Below are 19678 nucleotides of genomic sequence, written 5' to 3'. Positions count from 1 at the left end.
TCCTGCTGAACGGGCTGAGCTCTGCGAAGGCCTGTCCAGGCTTAAAGCCCTTCGCGTTGAGCGAGGGGCTTTTTGTTGATGGCTCCTCCCAATTCCAGAGCAGCTGGGGTTTCGTTCATGCGCCCGGCTAAATTTAACCATTGCTTAAGCGCATAACTTCCATAAGGCTCCCGATAGTCTCTCCACAGAGACGCCGTAAACCCATCCATGGGGGCTTCTCTTCGACATCCTTGTCTCAGAGACTCTGTGGAGAGACTATCGGAATCCTTTCTTATGGAAGCTATGCTTATTCAACATGAGTTATCTCCACAAGATTATAAAGTCAGAGCACAAGCCAGGTGCATCGAGCACCTATCTTGTGCGTTCGTGCTAGGTATTGAGCTACGTTCGTACGGACCGCTGTGCGGTCTGTACGATGATGGTTGTACTCCTCGAATTCAACAGCTCGGTAAGCTAAAGAACAATCATTGACGTCCAACCAAGTCCTGCTATTACTTAAAGTTAAATTTCTCTTACTTGGTGAATATGCGAAAGTTACTAATCTTAATAACGTTAGCCTTTGTAGGTACAGGTGTATTCATTATTCCAGATCTTTTAAGGCAAGATGAGAAAACCAATCTCGGAAATTCCGCTACTCTAACATCTAGTAATGATCAGATTTTGCGTGCTTCGTCCGATATTAGCGATCGCGACTCTCCAGACGTACAGCAAGTAAATGATCCTGATCTTGCTGCGCAAAGCGATGCTGATCCTGTGACTTATGAAGGTTACGTTATTCCAGAATGGGTAGTCGAAGAAGTTAATGTCCTGATGTCTAGAGACATATCTCAACTATCCGGAATGGAACTAAGAAACTTTGTATGGCAGCTAGGGGCCGAAAATTCATGGTATGGCTACTATGCGTTAGATAGAATGAGTCTGGAACAGTTACAATTGTTTGCTGCGAGTATGGCTGATGACTTCCGAGCTCTATATGTTACAAATCAGGCGCAGGCTTTGTTCGTTGATAAATTTGAGGAACGGTTTCCCGTGGCTTTACATCACTCTACTGATGAAGAGACAAAGGCAGAAATTATTTCTCAATTATCCAATAATGCGGTCGAAGTTTTTAATCGCGAAACCATTATTGAGTTTCATAATACACTAGAAATCGTCCCGCGAAATCCTTAGTTAACCCCCTATCCTTGTGATTCTTGCAACAGTGTGAATATCACTATTTTTTAGTGAAAAGACCTACTTTCATCATTCGTTGTTTCAACAAATAAGGTGCTTAATTTGAATAAGTATCTGAAACCTAATAATTATTTTTTTTGGCATTGTTATTGAATAGTAGTTGTATCTTTAACGGTGGTTTGGAGTTTTGAAATGAAAGTTCTAGGTATTATTTTCTTATGTATTTTAGCTGTGATGTTCGGCCCTGCATTAATCGGTGCGATCTTGGGTGGCGCGTTCAGCTTAATCGTTTCATTAGGCGTACTTTTGCTAGTGGGTGGCCTTATCTATTTTGTGGCGTTCCTAGTTTTAGGTAGCGTTTTCTTAGCTTGTTTAGTTGCGGGCGCTGCGGTTTTACTTATGACCATGGGTGCTTGGCTACCGGTTCTGATCGTTGGTCTTATTGCAGTATGGTTTTATAAGCGTACCCAAGCGGCTTAATTTCGGGTAAAGTGATAGCTCAAATTTTTGTTAATTCTCAAGGGTTAATATGCGTTATTGTTTGAGTTTGTTATTCGCGCTTGTGTTCGCTTTTCCCGTTTTAGGTCAGGGCATAGTCGCTGATTCTTTATGGTTAAGAGAGAGCATACCGGGACAACCGAATGGTGCTGGATTTGGTACCATTGAGAACCATAGTTCAAACGACATGGTGTTGGTTAGCGCTCAGATTGATATAGCTGGCGAAGTTCAAGTGCACGAGCACGTGCATGAGAATGGTCAAATGCGTATGCAGCGTATGGAAGGCTTAACTATTAACGCTGGTAGCTCGGTGATGCTTCGCCCAGGAGGTTATCATTTAATGCTTCTTGGTTTACAACAGCCTTTGGTATCTGGCGATACCCATCGCGTAACATTGTTATTTTCCGACGGAACGCAAGTGGAAGTAGAAACAGAAGTTAAACCATTAGTGCGTCAGCACCAACATTAATAAAACCGTTAACTTCAGGAAATATCCTTGTTTTGTAGTAAAATACATAGCATAGACACGGACAAAGGGAATCCACATGAAATTGAATAAGCTAGCTTTAATCACTGCAACAGCAATCGCTGGTGTTGCAGTTATACCAAACGCCAATGCCGATTGGTTGTTCGGCGTTCATGCAGAGGCTCAATATTGGCAAGCGGAAAACGAAGGTGGGATTACGCAGTCTCCGTCTGATCATAACTGGAATTGGGACGACGAGGGCGCAAGTCGACTCAGCGTTAATGTGAATCATTTTGTACCGTTCGTGCCTAACGTCATGGTACAACGGCAGTGGTTAGAGAGTTCTGGTACTGCGGCTCACTTAAATCCTTTAACTATCCGCGGTACTACATTTAACGTACCCGCCGATCCGGGTAATTTGGAAACAAATTGGGATCTTGGCCACGACACATACACGCTTTATTATCGTTTGTTCGACAATAGCCTGATCGAGTTCTACTTTGGTCTGTCGGCTAAGAAATTTAACGGAAGCATGATGGTTTCAGATGGCAACTCTACGTTCAGCCAAGACATTTCTGAAACTGTGCCGATGGGCTATCTCAGACTTACAGCGGGCCTTCCGCTAACGGGGTTCTCTGTTCGAGCTCAAGGTCAGCCCGTGCCTATTGGCGATCATGATGTTTACGATATGGAAGCATCAATCCGTTATGAGTTTTTGGACACGATGGCTTTTGACGGTGTGATCGCCCTGGGGTATCGCCAGTTCGACTTTCAGCTAGACGATGCGTCTGGCCTTTATACCGACTTCTCGTTAACCGGACCGTTCCTGAACGTTTCGCTCCATTTTTAACGAGTAGATGTTCTTTGGAGTGAGAATATACCATGCAGATTCTCCTCCAAAGACTTCATATATCGGCTATTAGGCTCTACTTTAGTAAGCTTGCACAACTCTTCGCCTACCATGGTGTATTTCAAGTAATTCAATACCGAATTCGGTTTCATCGGACATATTTGTAAAACATCTCCGTTGAATTGAAACTTTAAACTCTCTCCGACCTTTAACAGGCCAGACTCAATACTCTCCCCATGTAGAATGCCAATATCCATGAGGGTAAGTAGATCTGGATAATTAAGTCCCGACTTCGCTAAGTTAATCTGTCTCTTTAACGGGGGTTGCAATACGTTCCATTTTGGTGGTCGCGCTTCTGTACCAATGATGATCTTACTTCGTTTCAGTCGATAGTCGAGTACCGTTATAGACTTAGCCTTACGCAAAATTGCTGCTTCATAAGGAGTTATTTTTGCAAGTAAACGTAGAGTTCTTAAAGAGAACGTTCCAGGAGCCATACTTTCAGCCACTAAAACCTTGGCCCAAAGTTCTTGCATTCTTGGGTTGGACGAGCGCTCTGCTAGCTCTATGAACTCCATCAGCCAGTCGGTTTCCGGTGGCGCTAACGACGGTGATGACGCTTTTTCCAGTGCTAAGGCTGTAATCGCTTCTATATTCTGCTGCTTCATTTCAGAAAATAGTGAAGCTCTATTGCTTGCTCGTTCAGCTAAATTACCGAAAAAGTTGTCGCTGTCACGCGGCAGAACACCTAGCGAATCCAAACTTAGCGCGAGCTTATTTAGTGTATTTAGCTTGGCTCTTTTTTGCTGAATCTGTGTGACTGATTTCATAGACTCAACCTCCCTACAATTTCCCCTAACCTCTGTTATCGGTTTATGATGAAAAATATTTAACTGAGAACGGTTTATTTTTATTTATTGGCTACACTTAGAATATCGATAGTGCGTCGTAGTTCTCTTATCGAGATAAGGTGGAAGGGCGAATGGGTGAAGTGGCAAAAGACGATTTATTAGTGTTCTCGGATGAACCCGAACGAGTAAGTCACAGTGGTAAAGCTCCATGGCAGGTACTGATAGCCGATGATGACCCAGAGATTCATGCTGTTACTAAGTTAGCGTTGTCTGACCTTGTATTAGAGGGGCGTCAATTAAAATTCTTCGACGCATATAGTGGAGAAGAAGCGATAAGTATTTTAGAAGCGGAACCCGATATCGCTATGGTTTTGCTGGATGTTGTAATGGAAGCCGAAGACGCAGGGTTAAAAGCAGTAAGGCGTATTCGTGAAGATTTAAAAAACGAAAGCGTCCGCATTGTACTTCGTACTGGCCAGCCTGGTTATGCTCCTGAAGAGGAAGTCATAACCGCGTATGATATCAACGACTACAAGACCAAAACAGATTTAACTCGCAATAAACTTTTAACTACGGTTGTTACAGCACTTCGGTCGTACCGGCAACTGAAAACCATCACCCAAAACCGCAAAGGCCTTGAGAAGATTATTCGAGCAGCCGCAACGCTTATGGAGCGGCACTCAATTATCAATTTCTCCGAGGGCGTTGTTACTCAATTGGCGTCACTTCTGGGTATGTCTCCAGAAGGGTTGTTGTGTGTGCGCACTCACAAGGAAGACAACACAGACGACATAGTCGTACTTGGAGCTGCCGGTCACTACGCGTCCTCTATTCAACGATCATTGTCGTCGATTAACAATAGATTAGTCGAGAGTGCGGTAACTAAATGCTTGGAAACACAAACGCATATCTACTTAGATGGTGCCTCGGTATTTTATATCGAAGGTAAGGGGCATCATGCCGCAGCCTACTTGGACAACCATCGCCCATTAGAGGATATTGACCATCAAATTATAGAGATTTTCTTGGCTAACATTTCTATTGGCTTTGAAAACGTGAACTTATTCGAAGAGCTACGAACAGCCGCATACAGAGACCCACTCACAGGATTGCCGAACAGAGCAGAATTTTGTCGTTTACTACAGTTTTCTTATGAGGAAGGCCACGATCATATTTACGCAATTTGTGATGTAAGTCATTTCAGTGATGTGAACGAAACACTGGGGCAAGAAGTGGGTAACTCATTATTGAAAGCGATTGGTGATAGGTTTCAGAGTTCATTCTCGGAAGACGTTGTTATCGCCCGCATTGGGGCTGATGTTTATGGAGTTATAGGACCGCGCAAGGAGGTAACCCCCGAACGTATCCGACAGATTGCTCAAGAACCGTACATGGCGGGCGAAGATCGAATCCCAGTTCAACTAGTTGCAGGCTTTACGCAAACTCACGGCGCTAGCACAGGGTTAGACATTCTTAAGCAAGGCTACATAGCCTTAAAGGCTGCCAAAGTGAATCGGCTTGATGGCTACGCGTATTTCCACCCGGCAATGGAAGAGGAAACCTCAAGGAGATTGCATCTAGTACGTCGGTTACGGAGTGATTTCCGAGACGAGAAGTTAGCGGTTTGGTATCAACCTCAAGTGAATATATCGACAGGAGAAGTCGTTGGCTTCGAAGCCTTATTAAGGTGGCCACAAGAAGACGGTAGCTTTATTCCGCCCAATGAGTTTATTCCATTGGCAGAGTACTCGGGGCTGGTCGTAGACATTGGCGCATGGGTTCTTGAAGAAGCATGCCGCGATTTACAAAGTCTGAGCGATATATGCGCACGCCCTCTTAGAATGGCAGTAAATGTATCGATTCCTCAGTTTCGTAATAGTGATTTTCCGTCTCAGGTAGAGCGCGTATTAAAACAATACAATATTTCTGAAGGTCGTCTGGAAATAGAAATCACCGAGTCCATCATTATGGATGACCCTGAAACTGTTATTGCTATTTTAAAGCGTCTAAGAAGTGAAGGAGTTGGTGTTGCGGTAGATGACTTCGGAGTTGGATTCTCTTCTTTGAATTACATTCAGAAGTTACCCATAAGCAAGTTAAAAATAGACCGCACATTCGTGCAGAACTCAGATACTAAAAGTGGAGCGGTGATCATTGAAACCATCACTCGGATGGGGCACGAATTAGGACTAACTACCATTGCAGAAGGTATTGAAACTCAAGAGCAACGTAAGCATTTTGAGGGGCTTAAAATACAAGAGGCTCAAGGTTTCTATTTCGCGAAACCCATGCCTCTTGAACAAGTTCAATCGTTTTTAAAGCAGACTAAATGTTGCTTACAGGAAGGTAAATCTTAGTAATAAGAGACAACTTCCTCGGCGACCATTTGGTAACCCACCAACGCTAAGTCAGAGTCTCTGTGCTCCACTTTAACCGTGCCCGTTACCCAAACTGCGTCGTATGTAACAGGGTAAGGAACCCCTTCAGGAAAAGTTACATGTATAATTTGGTTTGGTGGTGGTGGTGGAACGTGAATACAAGCGCCGTAATAAGGCACAAGTAAAAACTCAGTAACGTTACGGTCGTCGCCTTCTAATTGCACTACATAACCAGGAATCTTTATAGTCTCACCATCTAAAGCTTCTACAACAGGAGCGTCTAAGTTGGTTTGTACCTGAGCTTCCGGGTTCATTTCATAATAAGAAGGGTCTTGAACAGGAGGTGCTTCCCAATCACTCGGCTTTAATTCTGACCATCTAACTTCACGGACGTCTGCAATAGCTGTATTCGCCATTAGAAAACTAGCGGCAACAGCAATGAAAGCAGCTTTAACCGAAGAGTTGAAAAGCATAAAACCTCCTGAGTAATAACCTTATTAGGCTTTTTCTTGAGCGCGAGCGTAAGACGTTTTAATTTCTTCTTTCGCAGCTGCTGCGTCGGCCCAACCGTCTACTTTGACCCACTTGCCTTTCTCAAGTTCTTTGTAACGCTCGAAAAAGTGTTGAATCTGAGCTTTCAACAATTCAGGAACGTCATTGATATCTTGAATGTGGTCATATTCTTTGGTGAGCTTGCTTACAGGAACCGCAATAACTTTTGCGTCTTCGCCAGACTCGTCGGTCATGTTAAGAACACCAACAGGGCGGCAGCGGATCACTGAACCAGGTGCTAACGGGTACGGAGTTGGTACTAGTACGTCAACCGGATCACCGTCAAGAGATAGCGTTTCGTTTACGAAGCCATAATTGCATGGGTAGAACATAGGTGTAGACATAAAGCGGTCTACCCAAACGGTACCCGTGTCTTTGTCTACTTCATACTTAATCGGGTCGGCATTTGCTGGGATTTCAATAATCACATTTACTTCTTCTGGCATGTTCTTGCCAGCAGGAACGTCGCTAAGGCTCATGATGTTTTCCTTTTCTAAACACTAATAATTAATCTTGGGTTGTGACTACTGGTCAGGGCGGTCACAAGCTACTTTTTTGTGGTAGTCCAAACACGCATTCACCTCGTTTTTAGACCCCATAATCACTGATATGCGTTGATGTATGTCTGTCGGTTGCAAAGACATAATACGCTCGTAACCCGTGCTTGCTTTACCGCCTGCTTGTTCAACAATAAAGCTCATTGGATTTGCTTCATATAGCAAACGCAATTTACAGGGTTTATCCGCATTTTTATAGTCCGCAGGGTAAGTGAATATTCCACTGCGCGACAGAACGCGATGAACGTCGGCAACCATTGCTGCACACCAACGCATATTAAAATTCTTTTCCCTTGGGCCTTCCTTTCCTTTCAGCAAGTCTTGGATATATGCCTGCATAGGTGGCGTCCAAAAGCGCTCATTTGACATGTTAATGGCAAATTCTTGCGTGTCTTGAGCAATGTTGACTTGCTCGACAGTGAGTAAGAACTCACCCACAGTATGGTCTAGCGTGAATACACGAACACCTTTACCCGTAGTGAGCACTAACATGGTTGACGGACCATAAAGAATATAACCGGCAGCAATTTGCTCGTCGCCAGTTTGTAAAAATAGTTCTTTTCCAGACGCCGCGTGCTTTGGCTTTTCCAGAATTGAAAAAATAGTGCCGACAGAACCGTTAATGTCTATATTTGAACTGCCGTCTAATGGGTCATACGCAACAAGGTATTTTGCGTCAGGATTTCCCATAACCACGTCGTCTTCTTCTTCCGAAGCTACAGCATGAACTAGGTTGGTTTCCAACAACATATTTTTGATCAACTGGTTTGAAACAACATCCAGCTTTTTCTGAGTTTCACCCTGGATATTTTCGTCTAAGGTCGATCCTAAAGTGCCCGCTAAGCTACCTTGGTGAAGACGATGTGAAATTTCTTTTGCAGCAGTGAGGAGCGTATTGATAACAGATATTAAATGGAGCGGTACGTGGTCGTTATTTAATACCGGAATTAAGCGTTGCATGTATAGCCTCTCAATTGCTGGGTTTCAGTGAAAGTTAAGAGTGAACAAAAACGCGCGGTATTGTAACCGATTTCAATTATAAATGCCCGAATTAACGGAAGGTTGAATGTGAAATCCAGTCATGCGGTATTTAGCTAGCAATGTTACAATAAACCCTATCTTAAATTTGCTTCTAGCACAGGAAGTTATCTTGGCACAGCATATTCATATTCTCGGTATTTGCGGCACTTTTATGGGCGGTATTGCGGCCTTGGCTCGTGACATGGGATTGAAAGTTACCGGCTGGGACGCACATGTTTACCCACCGATGAGTACGCAGCTTGAAAACTTAGGCATTGATGTTACCGATAGCCTCGACCCGCAGCAATTTGAAACGCCTCCAGACCTCGTTATTGTCGGTAATGCCATGAGTCGTGGGCATCCTTTGGTCGAGTGGTTACTTGAGCAAAATATCCCGTTTCTTTCTGGCCCAGAGTGGTTGGGGAAAGCCTTACTACGGGATAAACACGTTCTTGCGGTGGCGGGTACACACGGAAAAACCACGACTGCGAGTATGTTAGTTAATATCCTAGAGGCGGCAGGACTCAATCCGGGGTTTTTAGTGGGGGGAGTTGTTCGCCCATTCAACCTAACGGCACGCAATACTGAGAGTCGTTACTTTGTTATTGAAGCCGATGAGTATGACACAGCGTTTTTCGACAAGCGTTCTAAATTTGTCCATTACTATCCAGATACTTTTGTCATTAATAATCTTGAGTTTGATCATGCCGATATTTTTCCTGATCTTGCGGCAATTCAAAGGCAGTTTGCTCATGCGCTTCGTCTCGTTCCTTCCTCGGGGCATGTCATAGTTCCTGAGCAAGACAACGCCATTGCACAAGTATTAGAACAAGGTGTTTGGTCAGAGGTTTACCCTGTTGGTGCGCAAGAGCATCTTCATGTTGAAGATAGTTCGGCTGCTGGCGAAAAATTTACGCTAGTGGAAACAACGAACAAGCAACAGGTTACATGGCCTCTTTTGGGCGAGCACAACGTGAAAAATGCATTGATGGCCACAGCGGCTGCTAGAAAGGTGGGAGTTAGCCTTGAGCAAGCTGCAGAAGCGCTACAGTCATTTGCTGCTCCAGCTCGACGTATGGAAGTAAGAGCGAAGTATCCATGGGTTACATTGTATGACGATTTTGCCCATCATCCGACAGCGATTGCCACAACCCTTTCAGGGCTGCGCCATAAGGTAGGCGAAGATGAAAGAATCATAGCGATTTTCGAGCCACGCTCAAACACCATGAAAGCGGGGGTGCATCAGGGAAAACTGGCATCTGCTCTGGCTGAAGCTGACGAGGTTTATGTGCTACAACCTGAAGGTGCACAGTGGCTAGAAAACGAGGCCCAACTTGCGAGCAATGGTTGGCACCTCTTTTCTGATTTAGCAACTCTAGTGACAGACCTTACTGAAAATTGCACGCCCCATTCAAAGACTGCAAAGGCGCATTGGCTGGTTATGAGTAATGGTGGCTTTGGTGGCATTCATGAAAAACTCATCGCGTTTCTAAACGAAGCCTATGGAGAATATAATGAAGTCTAAACAAGACATTACTTTGGCTTTAACAGGAGCTTCTGGTGCTCCGTATGCGCTTAGGTTGCTAGAGAAGCTTATTGAACAAAAGCAAACGGTACATGTACTGGTTTCTAGTGCCGCACGAGTGGTTCTAGCAACTGAGCATGGACTCAAGTTATCAGCTGCCCCAGAGTTACAGAAGCAGCAGTTGAGTGACTGGCTTACCGAGAACGGGGTTGAAGTTGGTCAAGAGAGCCTCCATGTATACGGCAAAGAAGAGTGGTTTTCCCCTGTTGCTTCGGGCTCTGCTGCGCCTCATCGTATGATTATTTGCCCGTGTTCTACTGGAACGCTATCAGCTGTAGCAACTGGGGCAAGCGACAACTTGATTGAACGTGCAGCGGATGTGGTGCTGAAAGAGCGTGGTCAACTGATTATGGTGCCACGGGAAATGCCGTTTAACGCGATTCACCTAGAGCATATGCATAAGCTCGCATTGATGGGCGTGACCATTATGCCTGCGTCGCCTGGGTTTTATCATCAACCACAGTCGATACAAGATTTAATAGACTTTGTTGTCGCACGCATTCTCGATCATCTCGATTTACCTCAAACCTTAGCCCCTAAGTGGGGCTACGGTCATCAAGAATAAAACGGTTAGGAGTTACACATGACCTATGCGCTGGAGATCAGTGGCTTAAAGAAAACATACCGAGGTGGCTTCCAAGCACTAAAAGGGCTTGATCTTAAAGTTCAGGCCGGAGACTTTTACGCGCTTCTTGGGCCGAATGGCGCTGGTAAATCCACCACTATTGGGGTTATTGCTTCTTTGGTGAATAAAACCGAAGGCAAAGTAAAGGTGTTTGGTTATGACATCGAGACCCAGCTTACCGAGGCCAAAAAGCAAATTGGCTTAGTTCCTCAAGAGTTTAATTTCAACCAGTTTGAAACGGTTCTACAGATAGTGGTTAACCAAGCCGGCTATTATGGCGTGCCTCGTTCTTTGGCTAAAGAGCGTGCGGAAAAGTACCTCACGCAACTTGGCTTATGGGAAAAGCGTAACGACCCAGCGCGCAACCTATCTGGCGGTATGAAGCGTCGTCTTATGATTGCTCGGGCGCTATTACACGAACCGAAGCTTCTCATTCTTGATGAGCCGACAGCAGGTGTAGATATAGAATTACGTCGCAGTATGTGGGACTTCTTGAAGCGAATTAACTCTGAAGGTATCAGTATTATTCTTACCACTCACTACTTGGAAGAAGCGGAAATGCTTTGTCGAAACATAGGTATCATCGACAAAGGTCGTATTATTGAAAATACCTCTATGAAGGCGCTATTAAGCAAATTGAATGTAGAAACCTTTATTCTTGACCTTGAGCCTACAGAAAAGGACATCCAAATTTCTTCCGTGCAAATGCGTCAAGTTGACGATCACACCATTGAGGTAGATGTTCCTAAAACTGAAGGACTAAACAAGGTGTTTGAAGAGTTAAGTGAACAGGGTGTGAAAGTGCTGTCTATGCGCAATAAAGCGAACAGACTTGAAGAGCTATTTGTAGACTTGGTCGAACAAGGTCGAGAAAAGGAGGCATCGTAAGCATGGGGAACTCAATACAATTTAATGCGCTAAAAACCATTTGGATTAAAGAGTGCACGCGGTTTCTACGTATTTGGGTGCAAACACTTGTTCCGCCAGCTATCACGATGTCTTTGTATTTTGTGATTTTCGGTAATCTTATCGGGGAACGCATCGGTCAAATGGGTAGTGTTGGCTACATGGAATTTATTGTGCCCGGTCTTATCATGATGTCGGTCATTACCAACAGCTATTCGAATGTGGCTTCATCGTTCTTTAGCGCCAAGTTCCAACGCAACATTGAAGAGATGCTCGTTTCTCCAGTATCGCACCTAACTATCGTATTAGGTTATGTGGGAGGCGGAGTTGCAAGAGCGCTTATCGTTGCGGTTATTGTAACGTTGGTGTCTAGCTTTTTCGTGCCGCTGAACATTGAAAACTACGGCATGATTATTTTAACCGTGCTGCTCACTTCGACGTTATTCGCATTGGGTGGTTTATTAAACGGTATATTTGGTAAAACCTTTGACGATATTTCTATTATCCCGACCTTTGTTCTTACTCCATTAACGTATTTAGGCGGCGTGTTTTATTCCACTGAGCTGCTCTCTGAGTTTTGGCAGGGCGTGTCGTTGCTAAATCCTATTATTTATATGGTAAATGGTTTTAGGGCAGGATTTATTGGTGTATCGGACATTGCGCCACAAACAGCGTTATTGGTACTTGTCGTGTTTAATGCCGTGTTCCTAACATTGGCATTAAGCCTACTTAAGCGCGGTGTAGGTATTCGTAGCTAATGACAGCTAAAGCTCCGCGATCGATTACGACAAACCAAGAGGGGGTCCACGAAGACCTTCTCGAAGTAGTCGAGCGTTATAAAACTGCCGAATATCGAAAGCCGATTGCGGAGCATACCCAAGTTGCGTTCGACGCCATTAATGAGGTTGTGCAAGGTTGGCAAGGGGACATTATTCTCGACTCTTGTTGTGGAGTTGGAGAAAGCACACTAGAAATTGCTACGCGTTATCCCGAAGCGTTAGTAATAGGTGTCGACAAGTCGGAGGTAAGGTTAAACCGCATAGAAAGTTATGGTGAGCAAAAGGGTGTAGATACCTCTCGCGTTTATATGGTTCGTGCGGACTTAAACGACTTTTGGCGTTTGGCAGTTAATGCCAACTGGTCTCTAGCAAGACACTATTTGCTTTACCCCAACCCGTACCCTAAAAAGAAACACTTACAAAGGCGCTGGCACGCAAGCCCTAGTTTCCCATTCTTACTGAGATTAGGTGGAGTGCTTGAGGTTCGTTCGAATTGGAAAACTTATGTCGATGAATTTGCCGCAGCGCTGCAATGTTATCAAGTAGCTGCCGAAACGAAGCAATACCAACCTGAAGGTGAATACTGGACACCGTTTGAAAGGAAATATCACGGAACAGGTCAAGACATTTGGTTCTTAACTGCTGATCTAGATTAATCCACTAGTTTCCGCAATAGTTTTAAGTTCTTTATGCAACCGCGGAGCCTGCTTCGCAATGTCACGTTGTTCCTGAATCACTTCTTCAAGCATTGCTTCTGTAGTGAGCGGGTTGGCTAATACAGTTCTAAAAACTACCGTAGGTTCACCATGGTACTGGGCCGGCGTTAGCTTTGTTCTCGATACAAACGATTTACCCGCTTCACGTTGGCTCTTCTGAATAAATCGAGTGAGTGAGTTCAATGTTGGACTCAGGGCCTTCATTTGTTCAGCTGTTGCATTGGCTAACGCAGGCTTCAGGAATTCAGGTACATAGCGGTAGGTTAGTAAGCACAATTCCGGCTGGGTTATGACTTCAAAGTCGGGTTGTTGACCAATGAGCTGAGCGAAGTGCTTGGCTTTGTCTAAGCTGGTGTCTATAAGTAATTCGAAACCTTTTCTACCCATTACGTGTAAAGCCGAGTAAACCAGCATTGCCATACCAGCACGTGAGCCCTCAAGAGTATGGCTTCCTAAGTCTTTAGAGCCTCTACGAATGACATATTCGGCGTGATGCTCAATAGAATTGGCAAGATGGGGCTCTTTAAAAAGGACCATACCCGCACCCATAGGCACATACATTTGCTTATGCGCATCAATGGTTACACTGTCGGCACATTCAATACCACGCATAAGAGAGCGGTGTTGGTTGGACAGAAGCGTTGCTCCACCCCATGCCGCGTCCACGTGAAAGTGAGCATTATATTCTTTTGCGATGTCTGCCATGTCTTGCAGAGGGTCGATATGTCCAGTTTCTGTAGTTCCCGCTATACCTACGATGGCAAAAACCTTTCCACCTTGCTGATGAATATCTTGGCAGTGCTGGCGCAAATCATCGGTACGAATACGGTTATTTTCGTCGGTAGCTACGGGTACTAGGTTTTTGCGGCCAATTCCAAGTACGTCAGCGGCCTTCGACAAAGAGTAGTGTCCACGCTCTGACACTAATATCACCAAGCGATTGAGCCCGTAATGTTGCAAGCCAGCTGCTATACCTTCAGCACTAACTCCTGCGAAGCCTTTTTCCGCCGGTAACGCTCTGTTTCGAGCAACCCAAAGGGCTGTAATATTCGCTATGGTTCCACCTGAACAGAATGCCCCTAAAGAATGCTCGGCACTGTGCATCCAGGTTTCATAAAAGGAGTCTTCTTGCTTATACACTAAGTGATGTAGCATTCCTAAAACTTGGCGTTCTAATGGCGTAAAGGCCTTAGAGGTTTCTATTTTTACCAAGTTCTGGTTCAACCCAACCATTAGCTTTGCCAAAGGCAGCAGGAAGTAGGGAAGAGCAGACGTCATGTGACCTATAAATCTCGGGGAAGCGGTATGTACCGAGTGCGCCACAAGCTTGTTTAATAGAGTTTCTGTATGTTCAGAAACAAATTCAGGATTTTCTGGAATCGCGGAATCAGAGAAGTCTCTCTCAATCTCATGAAGCGGCTTTTCTTTCGCAACAATATGGTCGGTAAGAAACCCTTCAAGGTTCTCCGACAAATGGCGTTCTATTCGACCTAACGTTGAATCGGGCGCTTCTGGGATGGTGAAAATACGATGAAGCGCATCAATATTAACGTCCGCTGTGCTTTTCCTAGTCAAACAACTTTCTCCAGAAAATTTGAGCCGCAAACTTTACCATACGAACGAGGAAAAAAGCCACTGTGGGAGGTTTTTGATTGACTACAGCTGAACTTCTAAATTGTCGATAAGACGTGTTTTCCCGACATAAGCAGCTGCCAAAATAACTAAGCTTTGGTCTGTGCTTTCTGGAAGGAGCAAATCAGACTGTCTTCGCACTTCTAAGTAATCGGGTTTAATATCGTGCTTAACCCAATCTTGTCTCGCCTCTGCTATTGCATCCGCCAAGGGTTGTTGGTTTTTCAATGCTTGGGACAAGCGCTGTAAACTCTTTTGAATAATAGTCGCGCAGTTGAGTTGTTCCGTACTGAGGTATCCATTACGAGAACTTAGAGCAAGCCCGTCTTCGTTTCTTTTTGTATCGACACCGACAATCTCGGTGGAAATCGACAAATCGGCGACCATCATTTTGATGACTAATAACTGCTGGTAATCCTTCTTTCCAAACACGGCAAATTCAGGTTGCAGCATATTAAAGAACTTACACACTACCGTTGCGACACCCTGAAAATGCCCCGGACGACTTGCGCCACATAGAATGTTCGAGATTGCAGGTACTTCTACCTGAGTTTGTTGTGCTAATCCTCGCGGGTAAACCTCTTCTGCATGCGGAGTGAAAACAACATTCACGCCCAACTCGGCTAGCGCAGCTTTGTCTTCTTCGAGTGTTCTAGGGTAAGTGGAAAGGTCTTCGTTTTGCCCAAATTGCATTGGGTTTACAAAAATAGAAACAACCACATAATCAGCAAGCGTTTTTGCCTTTTCTACTAAAGCAAGGTGACCAGCATGAAGATTACCCATGGTAGGCACAAAGGCTACGGTTTTCTTTTCTAGTCGCCAAGCGTTTCGCAAATTGCGTAGCTCGTTAATGGTTTCTATTTGCTGCATGAGTTTTACTCGAAAGTGTGCTCTTGGGCAGGGAATTCTTTTCGTTTAACGGCCTGAACATAAGCCGATACAGCACCTTCAAGGCTACCACCGTTAGCTAAAAAGTTCTTAGTAAACTTAGGTAAGTAATCTGCATTCATACCAAGCATGTCGTGCATAACTAGAATTTGACCGTCGGTTTCTGCTCCAGCACCAATCCCAATTACAGGTATGCTTAACGCTTCGCTAAAGCGTTTGCCTAATCCTTTAGGTATACACTCCACAACTAGAAGCTGTGCGCCTGCTTCTTGTAATGCTTTGCCTTCCTCAATTAACTGATTCGCTTGTTGCTCGGTTTTTCCTTGAACTCGGTAACCGCCGATCACGTTAACTTGTTGTGGTAACAAGCCTAAGTGGGCGCATACGGGTATGCCATGCTGCGTTAGATGCTTCACGGTGTCCGCTAAATGTTGCCCACCTTCCATTTTCACCATATTGGCACCTGCTCGCATGAGTTTTGCGGCAGACTGAGCTGCATCGTTGGGGGTGCTATAGCTCATAAATGGCATATCTGCGATAACAAAGCTATTCGGGGCGCCTTTTCGAACGCAAGACGTGTGGTAAGCAATATCTTCTACGGAAACGGCTAGAGTACTGTCATCACCGTGCAGAACCATGCCTAAAGAGTCGCCGATAAGCATAACTTCGACACCTGCGTCCGCAAATAGCTTGCTAAAGCTTGCGTCGTAAGCAGTTAGGGCGGTGATTTTCTCACCCTCTTTTTTCATTTTGAAAAGCTTTGAGATTTGGATGCGACTCATAGTGGGTTTCCTTAGCAACTTGGTCGCATTGTAACCCTATGAGCTACTTGTTAAAAGTACCGACTTAATTTTCTCAAGGCCATTGCGAGGTGTTTTAGCGAGCACATTTTCTATGCTGTTTCCGTCTGGAAATAAAAAGTTGGGAGATAGCTCTGCTAATGGGTACAACACAAATTCACGCTCGAGCACTCCGGGATGGGGAAGTGTGAGTCGGTCGTCCTCACATTGAAGGTCGTCGTAGTAAAGAATATCTAGGTCTAGCGTTCTTGCTCCCCAACGTTGTTTGCGCACCCGATGATGGTCGTTTTCAATGCCTTGGAGTGCGTCCAATAACGCATGAGGATTAAGTAGTGTAGAGAGCCGTGCGACAGCATTGACATAGTCGGGCTGATCTTGGGGGCCCATAGGCTTAGAGGCATATAGCGAAGAGCTTTGCAGTTCTTGAATGTGCTGGTGACTTTGTAAGGTCTTTAGCGCACTTTCAACTTGAGCTACGGGATCGCCCAAGTTCGCTCCAATACCAATAAACACTTCAGCCACAGGAATACCCTATGCACTCGGCTTTTTAGATTTGGGCTTTCTACGTCGGCGCGTTCCGCGACGCTTCTGCGGCTTACTTGGCTTTCCTGAATGCACTTCGTCGCTAAATTGCTCTTGCATGGAATTCCAAAATACAGAGAGTTTGGCTAATTCGTCGTCATTCTCAACAACTCCTCGTAACAACAAGAAATCGTAACCCGCTCTAAACTTAGGATGGCTGAGAAGCCGCTTAGCCTTCACTGGGTTTTGCTGGCGCAACCGTATTTGTAGCAACCAAATGTCGCGCATGGGTAAAGAAAAGCGCTTAGGTAGAGAAATGCTTCTCGCTTGAACAGAAGTGATTTCAGCTGCAGCTATTTGAAAAGCATCGTATTCGGCTAGTGTAGCTTCTTGCACTATTTCTTGAGCGCGAGCCACCATTGGATACCATAAAATCGCTGCGAAAAGGTATGCAGGGTTCACCGACTTGTTGGCGCTCAAGCGCTTGTCGGTGTCTTTCATCACTTGCATCATCATGCGGTATTCGTTGCTATTAGAATCTTTCAGCGGAGCTTTGAGAATAGGGAACAAATGCGACAATAAGCCGAGTTCATTCAGGACTTCAAAGTTAGCCACTGCACGTTGTGCTAAAAATAGCTTTAAAGACTCTTCAAACAAGCGCGCGGCCGGTATGTCGTCTAGCAAATATGACAGCTGTGGAATGGGTTGGCGGCAGTCGTCACTAATTTTCAAGCTCAGTTTAGTGGCAAATCGAGCCGCGCGAAGCATGCGTACAGGATCTTCGCGATAACGTTGTTCGGGGTCGCCAATAAGCTTTAAAACACCTTTTTCTAGGTCTTCCATACCGCCTACAAAGTCGTAGATGGAGAAGTCGGCGATGTTGTAGTAAAGCGCATTTACGGTAAAGTCTCTGCGAGCTGCGTCTTCTTCGATAGAGCCAAATACGTTGTCGCGCAGCACTAAACCTGTTTTAGATGTCTTTGACTTGTTGGAACCTTGTTCTTCATCGCTGTGATGACCGCGAAACGTAGCTACTTCAATAATGTCTCTGCCAAAGACAATATGAGCGAGGCGAAATCTGCGACCAATGAGCCGACAGTTTCTGAATAAACCTTTAATTTGCTCCGGAGTTGCGTTGGTTACAACGTCAAAGTCTTTAGGCGTAACACCAAGAAGTAAGTCGCGGACACACCCTCCAACAAGGTATGCGTCATAACCTGATTTGTGCAGGCGGTAAAGAACTTTTAAAGCATGCTCAGAAATGTCATCGCGCGATATAGGGTGCTTGTCGCGAGGGATAATCTGCACCGCAGGCTTGTTTTCGCGTTTGTCCTTTTTTAAAAACTTCTTAATGATGGCGGGAATCCTCAAGCCTAAAATCAATATTTTGAAACTAACCGTCTAGTCTATATTTTATCGCACAACTTTATTGTGCAACCGCGCGCATTTTAACCGATCGCGATGATATTGAACATATTATATTTTTTGGCTTTTCCATTTTTCAACGCCAAACGTAATGATTTCATCAACGCTTGCTGTTGCCAGGTTGTGGGGAATTTCAATATCAAGCGCAACTAATGCTTGGCAAAGGTTGTTTGAAGCTTGGTTGTTGTCGATAGCTGGTGCATGGTTTTGCTTACTCAGTTTGTTGCCATTCCGATCAAGTTGAAGTTTCACATGTGCGTAGTTCGGCACGTCGTGAGTCTGCTCTGGGCTTAAGAAACTTAGGTTTTGCAGATTTTTCCAAAGTTCAATTTGCCAAACTGTAGGGAACAATAAGTCTTGGCCACGTACCACATGAGTGATGCCTTGGCAGTAGTCGTCGGCAACTACCGCTAGCTGATAAGCCCATAAACCGTCTCTGCGTTTAAGAACAAAGTCTTCAAGGGCAAACTCTTGTGGCACTTTGATGTGACCGAGCAGACGGTCTTCAAAACTTTGACACGCGCCAGTATTCAGAAAGCGAACACTAGCATTTTCAGCTGCTCTATTTTTGTCTCGACAAAATCCATCGTAGTGGCCGCCACGTTGCTGAATTTCTTTGCGGGTACAATTGCAGTAGTAGGCTTGGCGTGCGCTCAATAAAGCTTGTAAGACTTTTTGAAAAACTTGCTCAGACTGCGATTGCCAAAGAACGGGTTCGTCCCATGCTAACCCATGTGCCTGTAGTTGCTCGAGAATGATGTCAGCTGCGCCCTCTACTTCTCTTGGTGGGTCTATGTCTTCAATACGAACAAGCCAACTGCCACGATTTGCGCGAGCATCTAAGTAGCTTGCTAGAGCTGCAACTAAAGAGCCCGCATGAAGCGGGCCCGATGGACTAGGGGCGAAACGCCCCCGATAGTGCGTAGCTAGGTCTGCCACCTTTGCTTAAGAGCCTTTCATTTGCTTTTCGCGGATTTCTGCAAGGCTTTTACAGTCTATACATAAGTCTGCAGTTGGTCTTGCTTCTAACCGGCGAATACCTATTTCCACACCGCACGACTCACAAAAGCCGAAATCGTTGTGCTCGATAAGCTCCAATGTTTTTTCAATTTTCTTAATCAATTTACGTTCTCTGTCGCGAGTACGTAACTCGATAGCAAACTCTTCTTCCTGTGCTGCTCGATCGACTGGGTCAGCGTAATTTTCAGCGTCTTCCTTCAAGTGGCCAACGGTACGGTCAACTTCTTCTCTAAGTTGTGCACGCCACACTTCTAAAATCTTTTTAAAATGAGCGCGCTGCGCTTCATTCATGTACTCTTCGCCTTTCTTCTCGGCGTAAGGCTCAAGCCCCGCTTGCGCAAGAATTCCGTGCGCTTTCCTTTCCTTAGCTGCCGCCATAGTTCATTCCCTCCGGGAGGTTTACAACTAACCTGTCTCAAAAAAGATGGGTATGTA

Annotated in this window: 21 protein-coding genes; 10 read left to right on the top strand and 11 right to left on the bottom strand. The window is 45.0% G+C overall.

Annotated features, from left to right (window positions below):
- The first annotated feature begins 525 nt into the window (after positions 1-525).
- The 4 genes from EYQ95_RS12185 (at position 526) to EYQ95_RS12170 (ending at position 2987) form a co-directional block, all read left to right on the top strand.
- Complete coding sequence (locus tag EYQ95_RS12185) at positions 526-1170, top strand: hypothetical protein (RefSeq protein ID WP_111916231.1); 645 nt, start codon at positions 526-528, stop codon at positions 1168-1170.
- Positions 1171-1365: 195 nt separating this feature from the next.
- On the top strand, positions 1366-1653 hold the full coding sequence (locus EYQ95_RS12180; RefSeq protein ID WP_111916230.1) for a hypothetical protein: 288 nt from the start codon (positions 1366-1368) through the stop codon (positions 1651-1653).
- 61 nt (positions 1654-1714) lie between these two features.
- Positions 1715-2140 (top strand): copper chaperone PCu(A)C, encoded by a 426-nt coding sequence (locus EYQ95_RS12175; protein ID WP_165831998.1) that lies wholly within the window; start codon positions 1715-1717, stop codon positions 2138-2140.
- Between the two features lie 76 nt (positions 2141-2216).
- On the top strand, positions 2217-2987 hold the full coding sequence (locus EYQ95_RS12170) for a TIGR04219 family outer membrane beta-barrel protein (protein ID WP_111916228.1): 771 nt from the start codon (positions 2217-2219) through the stop codon (positions 2985-2987).
- Here the strand turns inward: EYQ95_RS12170 and EYQ95_RS12165 are convergent.
- Entirely contained in the window at positions 2984-3817 is an 834-nt protein-coding gene (locus tag EYQ95_RS12165; protein WP_111916227.1) for a TIGR03899 family protein, read from the bottom strand. The genes EYQ95_RS12170 and EYQ95_RS12165 overlap by 4 nt on opposite strands.
- Before the next feature lie 152 nt (positions 3818-3969).
- Here EYQ95_RS12165 and EYQ95_RS12160 point away from each other — a divergent pair, with 152 nt between their 5' ends.
- Positions 3970-6195 (top strand): EAL domain-containing protein, encoded by a 2226-nt coding sequence (locus EYQ95_RS12160; protein ID WP_111916226.1) that lies wholly within the window; start codon positions 3970-3972, stop codon positions 6193-6195.
- Here EYQ95_RS12160 and EYQ95_RS12155 read toward each other — a convergent pair.
- Genes EYQ95_RS12155 through EYQ95_RS12145 form a run of 3 tightly spaced genes read right to left on the bottom strand, consistent with a single transcriptional unit; the run spans position 6192 to position 8285 of the window.
- A complete protein-coding gene (locus EYQ95_RS12155; RefSeq protein WP_207916393.1) occupies positions 6192-6689 on the bottom strand; it encodes a DUF3299 domain-containing protein in 498 nt (165 codons plus the stop codon). The two genes, EYQ95_RS12160 and EYQ95_RS12155, sit on opposite strands and share 4 nt — an antisense overlap.
- A gap of 24 nt (positions 6690-6713) precedes the next feature.
- The gene (gene ppa / locus EYQ95_RS12150) at positions 6714-7247 is read right to left on the bottom strand and encodes an inorganic diphosphatase (RefSeq protein ID WP_111916225.1); all 534 of its coding nucleotides are present in this window, start codon (positions 7245-7247) and stop codon (positions 6714-6716) included.
- Positions 7248-7292: 45 nt separating this feature from the next.
- The gene (locus tag EYQ95_RS12145) at positions 7293-8285 is read right to left on the bottom strand and encodes a class 1 fructose-bisphosphatase (RefSeq protein WP_111916224.1); all 993 of its coding nucleotides are present in this window, start codon (positions 8283-8285) and stop codon (positions 7293-7295) included.
- A 121-nt stretch (positions 8286-8406) separates the two neighbouring features.
- Here EYQ95_RS12145 and mpl point away from each other — a divergent pair, with 121 nt between their 5' ends.
- From mpl to EYQ95_RS12120, 5 genes are read left to right on the top strand one after another with little or no spacing between them, the layout of a single operon-like run.
- Positions 8407-9870 carry a UDP-N-acetylmuramate:L-alanyl-gamma-D-glutamyl-meso-diaminopimelate ligase gene (gene mpl / locus EYQ95_RS12140; protein WP_111916223.1) on the top strand — a complete coding sequence of 488 codons (1464 nt, stop codon included), beginning with the start codon at positions 8407-8409 and terminating at the stop codon, positions 9868-9870.
- Positions 9860-10495, top strand: a complete 636-nt coding sequence (locus EYQ95_RS12135) for a flavin prenyltransferase UbiX (RefSeq protein ID WP_207801119.1) — start codon at positions 9860-9862, stop codon at positions 10493-10495. Before mpl ends, EYQ95_RS12135 begins: the two co-directional genes overlap by 11 nt.
- Before the next feature lie 18 nt (positions 10496-10513).
- On the top strand, positions 10514-11443 hold the full coding sequence (locus tag EYQ95_RS12130; protein WP_111916221.1) for an ABC transporter ATP-binding protein: 930 nt from the start codon (positions 10514-10516) through the stop codon (positions 11441-11443).
- Between the two features lie 2 nt (positions 11444-11445).
- Positions 11446-12219, top strand: coding sequence for an ABC transporter permease (locus EYQ95_RS12125; protein WP_111916220.1), 774 nt, complete (start codon positions 11446-11448; stop codon positions 12217-12219).
- The gene (locus EYQ95_RS12120) at positions 12219-12896 is read left to right on the top strand and encodes a tRNA (guanosine(46)-N(7))-methyltransferase TrmB (RefSeq protein WP_111916219.1); all 678 of its coding nucleotides are present in this window, start codon (positions 12219-12221) and stop codon (positions 12894-12896) included. The genes EYQ95_RS12125 and EYQ95_RS12120 overlap by 1 nt, the downstream gene beginning before the upstream one ends.
- On the opposite strand, the gene panP is transcribed toward EYQ95_RS12120, so the two are convergent.
- The 7 genes from panP to dksA form a co-directional block, all read right to left on the bottom strand.
- On the bottom strand, positions 12888-14531 hold the full coding sequence (gene panP, locus EYQ95_RS12115; RefSeq protein WP_111916218.1) for a pyridoxal-dependent aspartate 1-decarboxylase PanP: 1644 nt from the start codon (positions 14529-14531) through the stop codon (positions 12888-12890). The genes EYQ95_RS12120 and panP overlap by 9 nt on opposite strands.
- Positions 14532-14612: 81 nt before the next feature.
- Positions 14613-15458, bottom strand: a complete 846-nt coding sequence (gene panC / locus EYQ95_RS12110) for a pantoate--beta-alanine ligase (RefSeq protein WP_111916217.1) — start codon at positions 15456-15458, stop codon at positions 14613-14615.
- Positions 15459-15463: 5 nt separating this feature from the next.
- Positions 15464-16258 (bottom strand): 3-methyl-2-oxobutanoate hydroxymethyltransferase, encoded by a 795-nt coding sequence (gene panB, locus EYQ95_RS12105; RefSeq protein ID WP_111916216.1) that lies wholly within the window; start codon positions 16256-16258, stop codon positions 15464-15466.
- A gap of 36 nt (positions 16259-16294) precedes the next feature.
- Entirely contained in the window at positions 16295-16798 is a 504-nt protein-coding gene (folK, locus tag EYQ95_RS12100) for a 2-amino-4-hydroxy-6-hydroxymethyldihydropteridine diphosphokinase (protein ID WP_111916215.1), read from the bottom strand.
- A 9-nt stretch (positions 16799-16807) separates the two neighbouring features.
- A complete protein-coding gene (pcnB, locus tag EYQ95_RS12095) occupies positions 16808-18169 on the bottom strand; it encodes a polynucleotide adenylyltransferase PcnB (RefSeq protein WP_207916390.1) in 1362 nt (453 codons plus the stop codon).
- 105 nt (positions 18170-18274) lie between these two features.
- Positions 18275-19162 carry a tRNA glutamyl-Q(34) synthetase GluQRS gene (gene gluQRS / locus EYQ95_RS12090; protein ID WP_111916214.1) on the bottom strand — a complete coding sequence of 296 codons (888 nt, stop codon included), beginning with the start codon at positions 19160-19162 and terminating at the stop codon, positions 18275-18277.
- A gap of 6 nt (positions 19163-19168) precedes the next feature.
- Positions 19169-19621: an RNA polymerase-binding protein DksA gene (gene dksA / locus EYQ95_RS12085; RefSeq protein WP_111916213.1), complete on the bottom strand. Its 453-nt coding sequence runs from the start codon at positions 19619-19621 to the stop codon at positions 19169-19171.
- Between the last annotated feature and the right edge of the window lie 57 nt (positions 19622-19678).

The sequence above is a fragment of the Lysobacter sp. N42 genome (genome assembly GCF_004344885.1).
This window is presented reverse-complemented; position numbering and strand designations above follow the sequence as displayed.

Excerpts from the sequence above, each read along its gene's own strand:
- EYQ95_RS12165 (WP_111916227.1), bottom strand. The coding sequence starts at position 3,817 with ATGAAATCAGTCACACAGATTCAGCAAAAAAGAGCCAAGCTAAATACA.
- EYQ95_RS12160 (WP_111916226.1), top strand. The coding sequence starts at position 3,970 with ATGGGTGAAGTGGCAAAAGACGATTTATTAGTGTTCTCGGATGAACCC.
- EYQ95_RS12130 (WP_111916221.1), top strand. The coding sequence starts at position 10,514 with ATGACCTATGCGCTGGAGATCAGTGGCTTAAAGAAAACATACCGAGGT.
- dksA (WP_111916213.1), bottom strand. The coding sequence starts at position 19,621 with ATGGCGGCAGCTAAGGAAAGGAAAGCGCACGGAATTCTTGCGCAAGCG.
- EYQ95_RS12170 (WP_111916228.1), top strand. The coding sequence starts at position 2,217 with ATGAAATTGAATAAGCTAGCTTTAATCACTGCAACAGCAATCGCTGGT.
- EYQ95_RS12155 (WP_207916393.1), bottom strand. The coding sequence starts at position 6,689 with ATGCTTTTCAACTCTTCGGTTAAAGCTGCTTTCATTGCTGTTGCCGCT.
- EYQ95_RS12135 (WP_207801119.1), top strand. The coding sequence starts at position 9,860 with ATGAAGTCTAAACAAGACATTACTTTGGCTTTAACAGGAGCTTCTGGT.
- EYQ95_RS12180 (WP_111916230.1), top strand. The coding sequence starts at position 1,366 with ATGAAAGTTCTAGGTATTATTTTCTTATGTATTTTAGCTGTGATGTTC.
- EYQ95_RS12125 (WP_111916220.1), top strand. The coding sequence starts at position 11,446 with ATGGGGAACTCAATACAATTTAATGCGCTAAAAACCATTTGGATTAAA.
- EYQ95_RS12185 (WP_111916231.1), top strand. The coding sequence starts at position 526 with ATGCGAAAGTTACTAATCTTAATAACGTTAGCCTTTGTAGGTACAGGT.
- mpl (WP_111916223.1), top strand. The coding sequence starts at position 8,407 with ATGCGGTATTTAGCTAGCAATGTTACAATAAACCCTATCTTAAATTTG.
- EYQ95_RS12120 (WP_111916219.1), top strand. The coding sequence starts at position 12,219 with ATGACAGCTAAAGCTCCGCGATCGATTACGACAAACCAAGAGGGGGTC.
- EYQ95_RS12145 (WP_111916224.1), bottom strand. The coding sequence starts at position 8,285 with ATGCAACGCTTAATTCCGGTATTAAATAACGACCACGTACCGCTCCAT.
- ppa (WP_111916225.1), bottom strand. The coding sequence starts at position 7,247 with ATGAGCCTTAGCGACGTTCCTGCTGGCAAGAACATGCCAGAAGAAGTA.
- panC (WP_111916217.1), bottom strand. The coding sequence starts at position 15,458 with ATGCAGCAAATAGAAACCATTAACGAGCTACGCAATTTGCGAAACGCT.
- panB (WP_111916216.1), bottom strand. The coding sequence starts at position 16,258 with ATGAGTCGCATCCAAATCTCAAAGCTTTTCAAAATGAAAAAAGAGGGT.